At 57.6% G+C, this 15,428-nt stretch carries 15 protein-coding genes; 8 read left to right on the top strand and 7 right to left on the bottom strand.

All coding sequences use genetic code 11. The features are described 5' to 3' along the window. The first annotated feature begins 391 nt into the window (after positions 1-391). On the top strand, positions 392-2,023 hold the full coding sequence (locus RDL66_RS01375; protein ID WP_308534675.1) for a hypothetical protein: 1,632 nt from the start codon (positions 392-394) through the stop codon (positions 2,021-2,023). A gap of 54 nt (positions 2,024-2,077) precedes the next feature. On the opposite strand, the gene RDL66_RS01370 is transcribed toward RDL66_RS01375, so the two are convergent. Then, positions 2,078-2,515, bottom strand: coding sequence for a hypothetical protein (locus tag RDL66_RS01370; protein ID WP_299293647.1), 438 nt, complete (start codon positions 2,513-2,515; stop codon positions 2,078-2,080). A gap of 163 nt (positions 2,516-2,678) precedes the next feature. Between RDL66_RS01370 and RDL66_RS01365 the strand changes: the two genes are divergently transcribed. Continuing rightward, positions 2,679-3,590, top strand: coding sequence for a Fic family protein (locus tag RDL66_RS01365; protein ID WP_299293644.1), 912 nt, complete (start codon positions 2,679-2,681; stop codon positions 3,588-3,590). Between the two features lie 7 nt (positions 3,591-3,597). Here the strand turns inward: RDL66_RS01365 and RDL66_RS01360 are convergent, their stop codons facing one another. Then, positions 3,598-4,329, bottom strand: a complete 732-nt coding sequence (locus RDL66_RS01360; protein ID WP_299293641.1) for a hypothetical protein — start codon at positions 4,327-4,329, stop codon at positions 3,598-3,600. Positions 4,330-4,452: 123 nt separating this feature from the next. Here RDL66_RS01360 and deoC point away from each other — a divergent pair, with 123 nt between their 5' ends. Continuing rightward, positions 4,453-5,100: a deoxyribose-phosphate aldolase gene (gene deoC, locus RDL66_RS01355; RefSeq protein WP_299293638.1), complete on the top strand. Its 648-nt coding sequence runs from the start codon at positions 4,453-4,455 to the stop codon at positions 5,098-5,100. A gap of 53 nt (positions 5,101-5,153) precedes the next feature. On the opposite strand, the gene RDL66_RS01350 is transcribed toward deoC, so the two are convergent. After that, positions 5,154-6,872 (bottom strand): phospho-sugar mutase, encoded by a 1,719-nt coding sequence (locus RDL66_RS01350; protein WP_374042889.1) that lies wholly within the window; start codon positions 6,870-6,872, stop codon positions 5,154-5,156. Positions 6,873-7,167: 295 nt separating this feature from the next. Between RDL66_RS01350 and RDL66_RS01345 the strand changes: the two genes are divergently transcribed. After that, complete coding sequence (locus tag RDL66_RS01345; RefSeq protein WP_299293632.1) at positions 7,168-8,454, top strand: thymidine phosphorylase; 1,287 nt, start codon at positions 7,168-7,170, stop codon at positions 8,452-8,454. A 60-nt stretch (positions 8,455-8,514) separates the two neighbouring features. Here the strand turns inward: RDL66_RS01345 and deoD are convergent, their stop codons facing one another. Then, a complete protein-coding gene (deoD, locus tag RDL66_RS01340; RefSeq protein WP_308534672.1) occupies positions 8,515-9,237 on the bottom strand; it encodes a purine-nucleoside phosphorylase in 723 nt (240 codons plus the stop codon). A gap of 152 nt (positions 9,238-9,389) precedes the next feature. On the opposite strand from deoD, the gene RDL66_RS01335 reads away from it, so the two are divergent. From RDL66_RS01335 to RDL66_RS01320, 4 genes are all read left to right on the top strand, one after another. Then, positions 9,390-10,721 (top strand): DUF2254 domain-containing protein, encoded by a 1,332-nt coding sequence (locus RDL66_RS01335; protein WP_308534670.1) that lies wholly within the window; start codon positions 9,390-9,392, stop codon positions 10,719-10,721. A 42-nt stretch (positions 10,722-10,763) separates the two neighbouring features. Next, positions 10,764-11,345, top strand: a complete 582-nt coding sequence (locus RDL66_RS01330) for an FKBP-type peptidyl-prolyl cis-trans isomerase (RefSeq protein ID WP_308534668.1) — start codon at positions 10,764-10,766, stop codon at positions 11,343-11,345. Positions 11,346-11,363: 18 nt separating this feature from the next. After that, positions 11,364-11,984, top strand: coding sequence for a dCTP deaminase (dcd, locus tag RDL66_RS01325; RefSeq protein WP_308534667.1), 621 nt, complete (start codon positions 11,364-11,366; stop codon positions 11,982-11,984). A gap of 132 nt (positions 11,985-12,116) precedes the next feature. Beyond that, complete coding sequence (locus tag RDL66_RS01320; RefSeq protein ID WP_308534665.1) at positions 12,117-13,154, top strand: hypothetical protein; 1,038 nt, start codon at positions 12,117-12,119, stop codon at positions 13,152-13,154. Between the two features lie 22 nt (positions 13,155-13,176). Here RDL66_RS01320 and RDL66_RS01315 read toward each other — a convergent pair whose 3' ends face one another. From RDL66_RS01315 to RDL66_RS01305, 3 genes are all read right to left on the bottom strand, one after another. Next, positions 13,177-13,440 (bottom strand): DUF4235 domain-containing protein, encoded by a 264-nt coding sequence (locus RDL66_RS01315; RefSeq protein WP_308534663.1) that lies wholly within the window; start codon positions 13,438-13,440, stop codon positions 13,177-13,179. Positions 13,441-13,566: 126 nt separating this feature from the next. Continuing rightward, complete coding sequence (locus tag RDL66_RS01310) at positions 13,567-14,898, bottom strand: DUF4921 family protein (RefSeq protein WP_308534662.1); 1,332 nt, start codon at positions 14,896-14,898, stop codon at positions 13,567-13,569. 36 nt (positions 14,899-14,934) lie between these two features. Beyond that, on the bottom strand, positions 14,935-15,342 hold the full coding sequence (locus tag RDL66_RS01305; protein WP_297723058.1) for an ACT domain-containing protein: 408 nt from the start codon (positions 15,340-15,342) through the stop codon (positions 14,935-14,937). Positions 15,343-15,428: the final 86 nt, after the last annotated feature.

The raw sequence follows: 15,428 nt of genomic DNA, 5'->3' as shown, positions 1-15,428 counted from the left end.
CAGAGATTACTTGGTCATCGGAAGATATCTCCTCGATAGAAAGGGTGGGCGAAGGGCTAACCCTAATTTTAGCTCACTGCTTTCGCGCTAGCTACTGTTTTTTCTAGGCGCTGGCGTCCCTGTCACAAGGGCGGTTCTGTCGCGTTTGTCATCGCGGTCGCGGCGGAGAAGGGTGGTCCACCGAGTTGGCCGGATATGCTCGAGGTGCTTTTGTGTTGAAATATGGGCGGTGGTAGTCCCGAAATCGTCTGTTTAGATGCATAAAATGTTTTATTGTAGCTGTGTGATTCTCTGAGGAACACGCAGGGCTTGCTGGCTTTTTGGGCTCTCAAATCCCCGTGAGGGTGAATCGTCAAAGACGCGAAAAGATAGAAATAGGAAAGACACGGCAATGACTTCTGAGCAATACCCCGGTTTATCTCCCAACGGCGGCCCCAACGGGGTACCGCCGCAGACGCCCAACGGAGCCCCACCACAGGCTTCTGGACCAGTGCCCTCCGCTTACTCAAACCAGCCGGCGGCACCCCAGAATCAACCGGCGGCGCCAAATGGGTCGGCCTATCAGGCACCTCCGGGATACGCGGTTGCGAATGGGCAGCCGGCGGCTGCCCCGGTGACTAAGTCGCGCCAAGGGCTGGTAATTGGTATTGTTGCCACTTCGCTGGTTCTCGTCTTGGCAATTACGCTCTTTATCCTGTTATTCTCCGGGGCTCGTTTTCTTCCCGGCGGCTCTAAGGCATCTGGTGAGGCGGATAAGAGCGTTGTCACGGGGCTGACCCAATCAGAGAAAGAACTGGAACTCATAGACATGGGCAATGATCCCGGCAAGGATTACGCCTTTGCTGGGGACACACTATTGTCTACGGACGGAGATGAGGTTTGGGCTTTCAGTCTCAAGTCACAGCAAGAGATATGGCGCAGTAGTGACGTGATAGAGGAACTGAATTGCGACCCGGCGTATGGTCCTTGGTTCGTTGACCGGGCTGAATCGAACCCCAACTTGGCACTGTTGAACTGCCCTTCCGAGACAACAACCCGTTATGCCGTCATTTCTGCCAAAGACGGCAAAATTGTTACCAGTAAAGAACTTAATGTTGACGACATGAGCGCGTTCATGGAGATACTCAAGGATGGCAGTCTCGTAACCTGCGAGAACAACGAGCTTACCCGTTACGACAGAGCTATTGGCATCGAGAACAAACTGTGGAGCCAGCCGGTGGAGGAATGTGGGTACGGTGTTCGGGAATATGATTCCGGGTGGCTCAGAATGACATGGGAGGGCGAAGACTGGGGTCAGCTGTTTAACTTGCAGGATGGCTCGCAGCCTATCGTGGCGCAGACTTTCATCGATTCGATTAAGGACTTGGAGGAAGATTCCTATTCGTTCACGCCGTTAGCAAAAGGCAACTTTGCTGTTGAGTACTACACAAAAACCGGTGAGGACACCTCTGTGGGTCATGCGGTTATAGTGGACGCACAGGGCCAGCCGCTTTCCCAGACTTATGACAACGCATTTTTCTCGATTGCAGACGATGAACGGGTGGTATTGGCGATTTCCTACGAGTTTACAGACGACTACAAATTGAAGAAGTCCACGCGCCTCGACCCCGCCACCGGTCAGGAACTGTGGACCAATGCGGATGCCGGAATCGGCTGTGCCTTTGGGGCGGATAAACAGTTCATTTGGGGGCGGAACTCCCTCTGCGGCAGTGGCGGAGCCCCAGCGGAACATAGTGGACTGGTGCTTGATACCAATACCGGCAAAACTTTGCCGATGGGGGGGCTGAGAGACGCCCAAGACATCTACCGCACCGACAGCGGTTTTATCGTCGAGACTTACGATGACGAAGAGGAAAATGGGGGAATAAAGCTGAAATCCTTTGCCTGGAAGGACGGAGAATTCGTCAAACTGTGGAGCCGGAAGTTCAAAGATATCCCTTATTTAGTCGAACACCAGCACCGGCTTTATGCCATTTCTCCGGGAGATGACAACGGGATCGTGGGCTACCTCGGATACAAATAGGAACACTAAGCGCGCGCCAGCCGGTGCGCCCTGAAAGCCAGTCCCCTGAAGGCGCTAGTTTTCGCTAGGTGCCTCGGGGTCGGAGGAAGCCGCGGCGTCTTCTGGGATTTTCGGGTGGCGTTTATTTAGGTAGTGGGCACCACAGGAAGCGATGACGAGCAGGCTGAAAACATTCCATGTAAACGCGGCAAAGCCGGAAAGCGGCTCGTTTTCCTGAGATGTCAAAAATGCGATTCCGAGAAGCACAGCAAGCAACACGTCAACTACGTAAACCCATGGTCGGTTTACGTTCGCGGTTTGTTTCCCTGCCAGAACGCTCGCCGCAATCAGTACTACGAAAGACACGACCGCCCACCACCGAGGGATAACCGGCTCTCCCAAAACCTTAATGAGAACAGCCGACGTAGCAATACCGAGAACGACAATGATTGCTATCGTCGCGAACCGCGACACTTTACTATGCTGATTGGCTAATTCTTTCACAGGTGACATTTTCCCATTTCGATTTCTATAGCTCAAGGGGGCGTGGTTCGGGAATCTGCGGGGACTGTCGCAGAAGTGTGGTCGCGGTGGGTTAGCTTTACTTGCGCTAAATTTACCTTTACTTATTGGGGAAAATGGCGATAATAAGTAAAGGTAGAGAGGGTGCGTGCTGATGATTGTTTACGACGGCCTGATGCGCAGGCTCAACGCAAAGGGCCTCACCAAGACTGGACTGGCCCACGAGCTGGGCATTTCTTCCCGGACGATAGCGAAAATTGGACGCGGTGAACCGATTGCCCGACACGTCTTGGCCAGAATCGCGGCGTTCTTGGAGTGCAACCCGGAGGATTTGTGCCAAAGTCGCACGGACAATTTGCTGCTGCAAACCTTGCGCGATGAGAAAAACATCCGTCTGCTCGGGGGGCTGTACCATGAGCTGCAAGTCCGCCTGACCTATAACTCAAATCATATTGAGGGTAGCCAACTCAGTGAGGACCAGACCCGACTCATTTTTGAGACAAACACGCTTGGTGCCGATTCAGGACTCCAGGTGGACGACATCATCGAGACGGTAAACCATTTTCGCGGCATCGACTTTGTCATTGACCGGGCAGAACAACCCTTGAACGAAGAAATCATTAAGGAGTTGCATCGCATACTAAAACAGGGCACCACAGAATCCTCTTTGGAATGGTTCGCTGTCGGGGACTACAAAAGACGCCCCAATGTGGTGGGCGGGCGCGAGACTGCCAAACCGCAAGACGTTGCCAGCCAAATGAAACAGTTGCTGTCACGTTACGAGTCCCTGAACAGGGTCGAATTCGATGACATAGTAGAGTTTCACTACCAGTTTGAGCTCATACACCCTTTCCAGGATGGTAACGGACGAGTAGGCCGTCTCATTGCCCTGAAAGAATGCCTGCGTCACGGACTCATCCCGTTCATTATCGAGGACTCAAAGAAACTGTTTTACTATCGTGGCCTTTCGCAGTGGGAAAACGAAAAAGGCTACCTACGGGAGACTTGCCTCGATGGGCAAGACACTTTTATCAAACTTATGTCCCAGTTCGGTATGCAACCCTAAACCAACCCTATTCGGCATCTGCTATGACTTTGATTTTGTAGACCTGGCCGAGCTGAGCCAGGGAGGACATTTCGGGTTCGGTGCCGCTGATGGTGCCATCAAACCAGACCGTGACGGTTTTCCCCGTGAGGCCCGTGCCGTCTACGGTTTTCCCGTCTTTCGTGTAATCCAAGTTATCGACCGGCAAAGCAATCGGTTTGAGACTGTTCACGTCCAACTCGGGCGGGTTTTGTCCCTTCGTAAAGATCCAGGCATATTCAGGCGGCACTTGAGTTACCTGCACCATGAGCCTATCTGTATAGCTTTCCTTTACTTCAGCGCGGAAGTTGGCGACACCTTTGGGCATAAGTGTCGAATTCATGGCGATGTCTTGGAAAAGAATCCAGCGTTCGCCCCTCTTTACGCTCAGGTAGCCGGGTTCCCAAGTTTGATATTCAAATCCCGTCCCGAAGTTTGATTCATCGTTTTTGCTGGGGGTTTTCGTCACGTCGACACTGGTACGTATCGTGCCGTCAGCAGTTCCGCACGTCACCCCGCTGTTGACGTAGCCGGTGTCTTGATAAACGTCGCCCCGAACCTTGACCATCGGTGGCAAAGCGCCGGGGGTGTCTGCAGTGTTGGTAGGCGTATCTGTGGCTTTCGTGACGCCCGTGGCTGTTGTGACATCCCTACTGCCGGTGCACGCCCCCAGCAGACCCACGCTTAACAGCAAGATTACCGCGAAAATAAAGTGTTTCATGGGTGCCCCTTCCCGCCCCAAATTTTACCAAAAACTCAACCCGTACAATGCTCCAGCGCGAGTGTTCGGGGCGGCGTTGGCGTATAATCGCTGGAACGCGATTTCGGGCATTTGGAGGATTCAATGGAAAAAGCGCAGCTAGCAGCCATGGTTGATCACACTTTGTTAAAGCCGGAGGCAACCCGCGCCCAAGTCGAAGCACTGGTGGCGCAGGCTGTTGAGTTAGGGACTTATTCCGTGTGCGTTTCCCCCAGCCAGGTGCCACTCAAGGTCCCGGAATCCCTCAAACTGTGCGTAGTTTGCGGTTTCCCCTCCGGTGCTCATGCGACAGCTACCAAGGCAGTCGAGGCTCGTGAAGCCGTGGCAGCAGGTGTAGATGAAGTTGACATGGTTGTCAACCTGTCGTGGGTGAAGGACGGGCTGTGGGACCGGGTTAGCTCCGACATAGCGGCGGTAAAGAAAGAAGTTCCCGCCCCGAAACTTTTGAAAGTCATTATCGAGTCTGCGGCACTGACTGACGAGGAAATCGTGAAATGCTGCCAGGCTGCTCAGGCTGCCGGAGCTGACTTTGTGAAAACCTCCACCGGATTCCACCCCGGCGGCGGGGCATCCACCCACGCGGTAGCATTGATGCGCCAAACCGTGTCAGACACGATGGGAGTGAAAGCCTCGGGAGGAATCCACACCGGAGCAGAAGCCCTCGCGATGGTAGAGGCCGGGGCCTCACGCTTGGGACTGTCGGGAACCCGCAAAGTCCTAGAGACGCTCTAAAGCGACCATAAAACCTTTTGAAACCGCCCTTGTCGGACCCGCGAAAACGTGGCTCAGGGCGCATCAAACCCTAAAACTTCGCTCAAATCCGTTTTGATGGCCGCCAAACGTTGGCGGGCCTGGGCTTTTGCCGTCACAAGGGTCTGGGTGGTGACTTCGGGTATCACCACTTGTAGGTAGCACTTTAACTTTGGTTCGGTCCCGGAGGGGCGTACCACCACGCGCGACCCGGAAGCCGTGCCAAAGAACAGCGCGTCCGTAGGCGGCAACTCCTGCAGATGATCCCACCCTGACGGCACGGAGGTGTGCAGCTCATCAGGCATCGAATTGGTGGACAAGTCATGGCTAAACACGATGGGTTCCCCACCGAAATCCGTCAAACCGCGAGCCCGCAGACGGCGCATTCCCTCACTAATCAAGTTCACATCCGCCACCCGGAATGTCAGCGGTGTGGTGACATAATGTCCGTGAGCGAGATAAAGCTCATTGAGCTTATCGTCAATAGTTTGGCCCTGCGCCTTCAACATGGCGGCGATTTCGCACAGTTTCACCGTGGCGCTGATCCCGTCCTTGTCGCGCACGCTGTCAGGATCGCAGCAATTGCCGATGGCTTCCTCATATCCGAAAATCAGCCCCGGGGTGCGGGCAATCCACTTAAAACCTGTCAGGGACACCATCGGAGTGACTCCGGCGGCCGCGGCCACCCGGTCCAACAGTTCCCCCGAAACGAGAGAGCGAGCCACCGTGGCTGACGACCCCCGGCGGCCTTGACATTGGTAATACCCCAGCAAAACCCCCGTTTCGTCCCCGCTCAACTGGCGCCAACCCCCTGGTGAGTCCGGGTCAGGAATCGCCGCCGCGCAACGATCCGCGTCCGGATCATTGGCGACAATCAAATCCGCGTGTTTTTCGCGAGCCAACGCCATAGCCATCTCGAGGGCCCCGGCCTCTTCCGGGTTGGGGAACGAAATAGTCGGGAAATCCGGGTCGGGTTCACGCTGCGAGGCGACGGGAAACACCTCGCTAAATCCGGCTTGAGCTAACACGGCTTCGCAAACGTCAGCCCCGACCCCGTGCATCGAAGTCAGCACCAGCCGTAAATCTCGCGGGGAATCGGCGCTAACCAGGCTCGCCGTGCGCTGAATGTAGCTGGTAAACAAATCCTCGTCAATGAAACCCCACCCCGACTCGGCGCAGGGCACGTCCCGCGCCGGTGGAGCAGCCTGAATCTGGGCAAAAATCCGCGAATCCCAAGGGGGCACGAGTTGTGCCCGACAACCCGAATCGGTGACGACCCGCCCGCCCAGGTACACCTTGTAACCGTTGTCTTTCGCGGGATTGTGCGAGGCCGTCACCATCACCCCGGCGTCAGCGTGATACTGCCCCATTGCGTAGGCCAGCAGGGGGGTGGGGCAAATATGGGGCATCAGCAGGGCTTTTCCGCCGGCTGCCGTAATCACTCCCGCCGTCGTGCGGGCGAAGTCGGCGGAACGGTGCCGAGCGTCGAAACCAATCACCACCAGGAAGTAATCCCCGACGGCTGCTCGCAGGGCCGCGGCCAGCCCCCAAGTGGCGCGGCGAATCACCGCCGTGTTCATCCGGGCTGGTCCGGGACCCATTTCCCCGCGCAGACCGGCAGTGCCGAACGCGATTTCTGACTCGAAAGCCGCGGCAAGTTCAGCTTTTGCCGCGGGAGTATCCGTGTCGAGCAGGCGTTGCAGGGCTTCCCGGTCGCGGGGATCGGGGTCATTTTCCAGCCAGTCTTGATACATCTGCCGGTCCCCCTCCGAGCGAGCTTTTTCCATGTTATGTTCTGAAATCCAAGAATATCCCCGAAATGCAGAAATTAACTCGTGGTACGTGTTCGCTAAATCCGGTCGAGGAACAGAATCCCTCCCCCGAAACGCCTCCGAAAACACCGGAATCTGGGTAAATTACTAGCCGATGAATCTGGCTGGTCTGGGCAGCTGGCGCTGTTCATACTCGGTCATTGGGGGCGTGTTCAGGATAACTTGGCTGGATTCTTTGGGTCGGAATTTTGAGCCAAAGCCCCGGAAAGGGAAAATCATGGTGGAACCCTTTGACACCGTCGATGTGATTCGGACCAAACGCGATGGTCAGGAGCTGTCTACCGCCCAGATTCAGTGGGTCATCGATGCCTACACCCGCGACTGGGTCACCAGCGAACAGATGGCGGCCCTGGCGATGGCGGTGTTCCTCAAGGGCATGAACCAGCGCGAAATTTTCGACTGGACCCAAGCGATGATTGACTCCGGGCAACGCCTGGATTTTGGCTCTCTGCCGCGTCCCACCGCGGATAAACATTCCACCGGCGGGGTAGGGGACAAGATTACCTTGCCGCTAGCGCCGCTGGTGGCAAGTTTCGGGGTGGCCGTACCGCAGCTTTCCGGGCGCGGCTTGGGACACACGGGCGGCACTCTGGACAAGCTGGAGGCAATCCCTGGCTGGCAGGCCGAGCTGAGCAATGAGCGGATTACCGAGATTCTGGCAACCGGCTGCGGGGCGGTCGTGTGTGCGGCCGGGGCGGGGCTGGCTCCGGCCGACCGGAAACTTTATGCGTTGCGGGACGTGACCAGCACAGTTGATTGTGTCCCGCTGATTGCTTCCTCGATTATGTCAAAGAAGATTGCGGAAGGCTCCGCCGCCCTGGTGTTGGATGTCAAGGTCGGTTCCGGGGCTTTCATGAAAGAGCTGTCTCAAGCCCGCGAGCTGGCGCAAACCATGGTGGCTTTGGGGAAAGATGCCGGTACCCACACGGTGGCTCTGCTCACCGATATGTCCACTCCACTAGGCCGGGAAGTCGGTAACGCGGGGGAAGTCGCCGAAGCGGTGGAAGTCCTGGCAGGCGGGGGTCCCGCCGACGTGGTGGAGCTCACGGTCGCTTTGGCGCGGGAAATGTTGACGGCCGCGGGGCGGCCTGATGCCGATCCGGGCTCGGCTTTGGCTTCGGGTGCCGCGATGGACACTTGGCGGGAAATGATTCGTTCCCAGGGCGGGGACCCTGATGCGCCCCTGGCTTCGGCTCGGGAACATTGCGAAGTAAAGGCGGAGCGCAGCGGGGTGCTGAGCCGCCTGGACGCGCTGGCGGTCGGGGTTGCTTCGTGGCGTACTGGTGCCGGGCGAGCCCGTCCGGGCGAGGCGGTGTCCTTGGGAGCGGGAATAACCCTGCATGCCAAACCGGGCGACCGGGTACAGGCAGGTCAAACCCTGTTTACTTTGCACGCAGATGAGCCGCAGCGTTTTGAGCGGGCTCTGGCAGCGCTACAGGGCTGCTGGGAGATTTCCGACACCTTTGCCGGGGTGGGGCCTTTGATTATTGACCGGATTGCCTAGGGCGTTCCGTTAGTTTTAGAAAGTTCCGCCAGTTCAGAAGGCCGTCAGCGCGGCGGGTCTTTAGCACAAGGCGGCCGCGGTGGCTAGGGTCAGGGCGTTAGCGAACTTCGTTTCGCGTTGCTCCGGAGTCATGTCCTGAGAATGGTCTAGCAGACTATCCGAGACGGTCAGCACCGTTAGGGCCTCACGACCGAACTCGGCAGCAACTCCATAGAGAGCGGCGGTTTCCATCTCGAGGGCGAGGGTGCCGTAGGCACGCAAGCGTTCCAGCAAACCCGGAACCTTGAAATAGAAATGGTCTTCAGAGAACACGGTCCCGACATGAACCCGGTCGCGGTCAGCCTCGGGCAGTTCTTCAACCGCCTTCATGGCGGCCGATAGCAAGGACCACGAGGCACACGGAGCAAAGGCAATCTCGGGGAAACGCGCCACGTTGATGTGAGAGTCAGTGTGGGCGCTCATGGCCACCACCGTGTCCCCGACCCCAGCCAAGGGAGAGATAGAACCGCAGGTACCCACCCGAATAATGCGCTTCACATCAAAAAACTTGAACAGTTCTGTGGCATAGATAGTCAGAGAGGGCTGACCCATTCCCGACCCCATCACCGACAGCGGTTTGCCCTGATAAGTGCCGGTGAAGCCCAGCATGGAACGCACGTCGGTGACCAATTTGGCGTCACTCATCAGGGTGTGGGCGATTTTTTCGGCTCGTTTCGGGTCTCCTGGCATCAATACGGCGGGAGCGAAATCCCCGGGCTCGGCAGCGATATGAGGGGTAGACATGGAACCTCCTGGCTTGGAATCAAAACGCTGTCAAAATTTTATTAGCTTCGGGCTTCCCTCAGGGCGGTTTGAAACCGTTAGGGGGTACCTGCGGGGTTTCTAGCGTTTGAGTGAGCTCACTTTCGACTCGGATACTGCGATAGGGTGGAATCGTGAGTGACGCCGAAATACCCAAAAGTGAGACGAAAGATGAACCCGTAGTCTATGGTCATTGGCTACCTGAAGTTCCTCGCTGGAACTGGTGGGATCAATTTTGGACGCGATTTTGGGCGATTCCCCTGGCTCTCAGTGTCGCGGCAATAGTGGCTGGCTTGGTCATTCCCCAAATCGATAGGGTGGTGGGTCAGTCCCTACCGTTCCTGTTCGAAGGTGGTCCCGATGGGGCTCGTAGCGTGCTCACCACTATCAGTAGCGCCATGATTTCGGTCACTGGCCTGGTGTTTTCCGTCACTATGGTGATTTTGCAACTGGCGTCCAATCAGTTCACCCCGCGTATTCTGGAATCGTTCCTGGAAGAACGCATTACACAGACCACCCTCGGGGTTTTTGCCGGAACGTTCCTTTATGCGCTGACGGTGTTGCGCTGTGTGCGCAGTGAAACTGATACGGATGCCGGGTTCGTTCCCCAGATTGCCACCAGCTTGGCTTTCCTGTTGGTTATTGTCAGCGTGGGATTTTTCCTCGCTTTCATTCACCACATCACCACCTCTATCCGGGTCACAAACGTAATCCGAGATCTGTCGCGACGCACTATTGACACCATGGACTGCATGATTCCGGGAGGCTCAACGATCCAGCCTCGCCAGGGCGCTCGGGAATGGAACCCCCCGCGCGACGGTGCGGTCACCCCGATTGTGTTGGACCAGGCTGATGACCGTCTCAGCGACATCGACTACCCCTACCTGGTGAAACTGGCGGAAACGCTTGACACCACCATTGAACTAACCACGCAAGTTGGTTCCTATCTCGGAGCGGGCACCCAGGTCGGCGTGGTTTACGCCAAAGTTGATGAGGCTGCCCTGACGAAAATCCAAAAAGGCCTGATTCTCTCCCCGCAACGTTCCCTGCGCCAAGACATCGGCTTTGGTATCCGCCAGCTTGTCGACATTGCCAGCCGGGCCCTCTCTCCGGGCATCAACGACCCCCTGACCGCGGTGGAAGCCATCAACGCCCTGCACACCATCTTGATAAGGGCGGTAACCCGACAGACTCCGGTACCTTACGTGACTGACAAAGCGGGTACGATCCGTCTGGTTTACCGCCCACAAACCGCCGATGAGCTGGTAGAACTGGCGGTCACTGAGATTGCGGTGTGGGGAGCGGGAGCGGTCATCGTTCCCGAGCAGCTGCGCCGCATGCTGGAAATCCTGCACAGCGTGGCTCGTGAGGAATATCGGGACACCCTCAACCGGATGACGGAACTGGTCAATGAACTTGACGAAACCCCAGGTCATGCCCGTGCCACCAATCCGGCAGAGAAATAGATACTTTTCGACCAAAAGCTGTGGGTCGGGTAGGGTGGAACCATGACTGTGAAAATTGTTCCTAAACTGTTCCTCCTCACCGGCGCTGCGGCGCTGACCCTGAGCTTGAGCGCCTGCTCGACCCAGGCCAAAGACCAGGCCGCCAGCCAGAGCCCGGCCGCGTCCAACTCCGCCACCCCCACTCCTGAAGAACCCAAGTCCACCCCTGCTGCCGTCGTCGAGGGCGACCGCCCCCAGGTGGTCGGTTCCGGAGCCGAGACCGCGGTAGGGTTCCCCAAGGATATGCCCGCCCCGGACCAAAACACGGCGTGGGTCGTCCAAGAGGGGACGGGCGCGGTGGTCAGTGAGACCGACACCGTCACCGCTAACTACGTGGGTCAAGTGTGGGGCCAAGGGGCCATCTTCGATTCTTCTTTTGCTCGTGGGGAAGCTGCATCTTTCAGCTTGCAGCATGTGATTGCCGGCTGGACTCAGGGGTTAGCCGGGCAAAAGGTCGGGGCGAAAGTTATCCTCGGGATTCCTTCTGAGATGGCTTATGGTCAGGAAGGCCGTCCGCCGGCAATTCCGCCAAACTCGCCCTTGGCTTTTTATGTGGAAATCGTTGACGCCCAACCCGCTTCTTAGAGGCGATAGCATGGTGCCATGCTGATTTCTGACCGTGATATTCGTGCTCTGGTAGCCCAAGGCAAAGTCGTGCTGGATCCCTGGGATCCTGATGCGGTGCAGCCCGCCTCGGTGGACATTCGTCTGGACCGATACTTTCGCCTGTTCGATAACCACAAATATGGCTTGATTGATCCGTCGAAAGAGCAAACTGAGCTGACTCGCCTGGTGGATACCGGTGACAAACCGCTCATCTTGCACCCGGGCGAGTTCGTGTTGGGCTCCACTTTTGAACACGTGACCCTGCCCGATGACGTCGCGGCGCGCTTGGAAGGGAAATCCTCGCTGGGACGCTTGGGCCTGCTGACTCACTCGACCGCGGGATTCATCGACCCGGGCTTTACCGGGCATATCACCCTAGAACTGTCCAACACGGCGACCATGCCGATCGCCCTGTACCCGGGCATGAAAATCGGTCAGCTGTGTTTCTTCCAGATGTCCTCCCCGTCCGAGGCTCCCTACGGCTCTGGCGCGAAAGGCTCCCGCTACCAGGGTCAGCGCGGCCCTACCGCCTCGCGTTCTTACCTGAACTTCAGTCGGGTGGAGGTCCCGGAAGGGCGCGGGATTGTGGCTGTACCACACCCCGACACGGGGCTGTGAACCGCTTTCTCCCGTCGCGGGCGCGGTGGACAAACGCCGCGAACGCGCTTGCAACCCGCGATTTAGACGTGCCACCCCGGCAGCGCAGCCTCGGTAACGTCCCCCAGATCAGACTTAGGAAGGAAGAAAATCATGTTGTCACCGGCCAATCGCCACGATTCTCTGGATTTGCACGCCGCCGAGCCTTTTCACCTGCTGGCGGTCGCCGACGACGTGCAGCCCGAAGAAATCGACATTCTGGCCGGACAAATCTGGACCGGGTGTTCCCGCCTGGGGCCGGGGCTTTTAGAGCTTGAGAAAGAGGCGTATCTGACCGGTCCGTGGGATTTGACGCCGGAGGCGATTGTAGGATTGGGGCTGCCCAGCCGCCTGAAGTTCGCGTATTTGGCGGGGGTTCCTGCTTTGCGCGGGAAACCGGTGCCGCAGTGGCTGCAGGACCGCGACCCCTTGTGGGACGCGTTTCGAGAAGGTGGCCCAGAAGGGTTGGAACTCGAAGTTTTGCAAGGGCTGCGGCGCATGGCGCGGCGTTTGGCTGGCGCCTTGCGGTTCTCGACCGGGCCCATCATCGTGCCGGATCCGGATTCCGCGGTGAGCTTGCGGGTCTTGTCTGAAATTTGGTTGGAGCCCGCGGCCTGCCTCCAGGTGGTGCAGCGAGCCTTGCCTATCGCGACCCTGCTGATGGGAAACGAAACCGAACAGACACAGCGCAGCTCGGGACCTAAAACACCTCAACTGACCACCCCCGAGGAGCGCGCCAACTATGACCCCGACGGCTTGCGCTCCCGCATCCAATCTGGAGTCAGCCCGGACGAACGGGCTTGGCTACACGCGGAAGCGGAAGCCTACGACGAGGCTGCCATGTCCATGCCCATGATGGTCGACGCTTACGCCATCGCTGCTGACGTGACCCAAAAATCAGCTGTTCACGTGGTGGTGCAGGGGGAAACCGCTATCCCCCCGGCCTTGGGACACGCCGAAGATGGCTGCGTGAGCTACGCCATTTCCTGGATAGCCCCGGAAATCAGCATCACGGAGGAAAGTAAACTGAAACGGGCGATGCGCCTGGACCGGCTGACCGTCATTGATGCCATCGAAGCCGTAGCCAGGGAGCTGGCAGAAGCCACAAACGGGGTCATTATTGACCAGGACGATTTTGTCGTTTCCCTCTAAGCCCGAACTCGAACTGACACCCCTAGACGCGTTCGATGCCGGCTTCGCTGTGCTTGTTTATCCACCACTGACTGGCGGTACGCACGGTAAAACGCCTGATAATGGCTAACAAAACCCCGGAAAGAACCGCGAAAACGATGGCTTGAGCCAACCCGACCTCGACGTCATCCTCTTTGGGAGGATTGGCTCCGGTGGCAATCCTCCATCCCAACCTGACGATGTTGTCGCTGACCAGACCGGCCGCAGCCACAGCCGCCACATTCACAACTTTTTGTCCGATGTCCACGTTTTCTCCTTAAATCTCTGTCAGGTTTACGCCAAACAACAGTGTCCCCTCCATGTTATCGGGTCAGGCCTCGGTTCGGTCGAGAGTACCGCCGCGGGTTTCGCCGATGCGCTCGCGCGGGGCGAGCTATTCCCCCAAGGGATTTTTCGGCAGACGATATTCGTTGCCCAGCCGCAGCGAGGGCGCGATGAGGCCTTGTTCGCGTTTTTTCTCAAGCAGCGTCACCATTTCGTCACGCAGCGTCCACGGGTCGACCGAGTTGAGGTAAATCCGGGTGGAACCTTCAAAGCCCGCCAAGGTCGAGGTGCGTTGTTTTAGCAGGATGCGGAACCGCAGCGGGACATCTAGGTCAACAGGTCGGTGATACCACTCTTCGTTGGTGGGCACCGTGGGTCCTACCGCGCAGTGCAGCGCGTGCAACACGTCAGAAATCCCATCGACCTCTTCACGCGAGTATTCCCACGGTAGCAGCGCCGGTCCCAGCGGCCAGACCGCGATGGTCTGATAGCGGTGACCGAAGTCGGCGAACCCTACCGCGTAGTCGTTGCCCAGAATCATCATTTGCCGGTGACCCACATAGTGCAGGATTTGGCGGTAAATCGCCGGATTCGCTGCCACGCGCGCCGCTTCGGCTTCAATCTGGACCCCGTATTCGTCCACCGCTACCAGCTGTTTATGCAGGTGGTCGAATGACGCTCCGGCTGGTTTCAACCAATTTTGGAACGCGGTGACGTATTTCACGGCGGGATTCAAGTTGTATAAATCTTTCAGGGCGGCGATGGTGTAGCCGATATACGCACGGTGTTCCGCAACACTCAAGGTCCCGGCTGAAGCGTTTTGATCCGTCCGGGTCGCCCCGTCCACGTAGTGACGCCGTGCCACGATTACGTCATGTCCCCCCGCGAACAGGCCGTTGGCGTATTGCAGCAGGGCATCATCGGGAATAGTTTCCAGGTGGTCCTCACCGGAAGCCTCCAGGCGCATTTTTACCACGTGCAAAACGTGGTCGTACCCCGCGGCGGAGGCCAGGTAGTCGGCCATGCGCCGGTTTTGGGCCTCGGTGGGGTAGTGGTTGTGGTTTTCATGCCAGTAATCGTAGGAAACAATCTCAAAAAGATTGGGAATCCGCCGAAATTCCGCCACCATGTCGTGCATGGAGGCGGCGGGCAGGCCCTCGATTGTGTGGAACTTCGAGTCCAAGCCTTTGACCAATCGGGATTTTTCCGGCGGGGTGTCGAAGTATCGGTCCGTGCAAAAGGCGCAGGTGTTGGTGAACTCGGAAGGAAGCAGCAGTCGTGGCCGATCGAGCAGAACGCGCCGGTGGGAGTGGGGACGGTTCCCGCGGCCCGTCACCGTCCACACTTGGGTCCCGGTCAGGGGATTGCGCTGTTTGATGGTGCCATCTGCCATTCGATCCATCGGGTCAGGATTCAGCAGGAGAGGGTTTCTATCCTTCATTGTGAACAGTATTCCTTTTGGGGTTGGCGCCCGGGCTTACATATTGAGCCAGGCTTTGGCTTGGCCGGACACATCTTCGAGTACGGCTTTAGCCTCGGCCGCCAGTTTTGACGGCACAAAAATATGGGTGTGATAGATACCTGAAAAAATGTTTGCCGGAATGGAGCGGGAGGACAGTACTTGGGCAATCCCCGAGTTTAACCCCACCACGTCCAAAGATCCCGGCGCTGACAGGGTAATAATCGTGTAGGGGTCTGCAGTGCTGAGACCGGCGCGGGCGGCTTCTTCCAAAGTCACCCCGATAGTGATGCCTTCCGGTTCGCGAATCAACGCGACCGGCTCCACGTCGGGTGGTAGCTCGGTGACGCTGGCGAACACGTACTCCACCCCAATCCGGGGGTCAATCTGGGCCAGCATTTGTTCGTATGTGGCGTTCTCGCTCATAAAATCCTATTCAATCGTTTCTCGGGGGTCTTCCCCGGTGACGTGACCTTTTCATTCTAACCGTCCGGGGGTGCTCTTGCCCGAAG

The organism is uncultured Mobiluncus sp., from assembly GCF_902488535.1.
In the GTDB taxonomy this organism is placed as follows: Bacteria; Actinomycetota; Actinomycetes; order Actinomycetales; family Actinomycetaceae; genus Mobiluncus.
The sequence above is the reverse complement of the archived record's forward strand: the minus strand, read 5'-3'. Positions and strand labels throughout refer to the sequence as shown.

Bases quoted from the DNA above. Each gene is read 5' to 3' on its own strand.
- RDL66_RS01375 (WP_308534675.1), top strand. From the start codon at position 392: ATGACTTCTGAGCAATACCCCGGTTTATCTCCCAACGGCGGCCCCAAC.
- RDL66_RS01370 (WP_299293647.1), bottom strand. From the start codon at position 2,515: ATGTCACCTGTGAAAGAATTAGCCAATCAGCATAGTAAAGTGTCGCGG.
- RDL66_RS01365 (WP_299293644.1), top strand. From the start codon at position 2,679: ATGATTGTTTACGACGGCCTGATGCGCAGGCTCAACGCAAAGGGCCTC.
- RDL66_RS01360 (WP_299293641.1), bottom strand. From the start codon at position 4,329: ATGAAACACTTTATTTTCGCGGTAATCTTGCTGTTAAGCGTGGGTCTG.
- deoC (WP_299293638.1), top strand. From the start codon at position 4,453: ATGGAAAAAGCGCAGCTAGCAGCCATGGTTGATCACACTTTGTTAAAG.
- RDL66_RS01350 (WP_374042889.1), bottom strand. From the start codon at position 6,872: ATGTATCAAGACTGGCTGGAAAATGACCCCGATCCCCGCGACCGGGAA.
- RDL66_RS01345 (WP_299293632.1), top strand. From the start codon at position 7,168: ATGGTGGAACCCTTTGACACCGTCGATGTGATTCGGACCAAACGCGAT.
- deoD (WP_308534672.1), bottom strand. From the start codon at position 9,237: ATGTCTACCCCTCATATCGCTGCCGAGCCCGGGGATTTCGCTCCCGCC.
- RDL66_RS01330 (WP_308534668.1), top strand. From the start codon at position 10,764: ATGACTGTGAAAATTGTTCCTAAACTGTTCCTCCTCACCGGCGCTGCG.
- dcd (WP_308534667.1), top strand. From the start codon at position 11,364: ATGCTGATTTCTGACCGTGATATTCGTGCTCTGGTAGCCCAAGGCAAA.
- RDL66_RS01320 (WP_308534665.1), top strand. From the start codon at position 12,117: ATGTTGTCACCGGCCAATCGCCACGATTCTCTGGATTTGCACGCCGCC.
- RDL66_RS01310 (WP_308534662.1), bottom strand. From the start codon at position 14,898: ATGAAGGATAGAAACCCTCTCCTGCTGAATCCTGACCCGATGGATCGA.
- RDL66_RS01305 (WP_297723058.1), bottom strand. From the start codon at position 15,342: ATGAGCGAGAACGCCACATACGAACAAATGCTGGCCCAGATTGACCCC.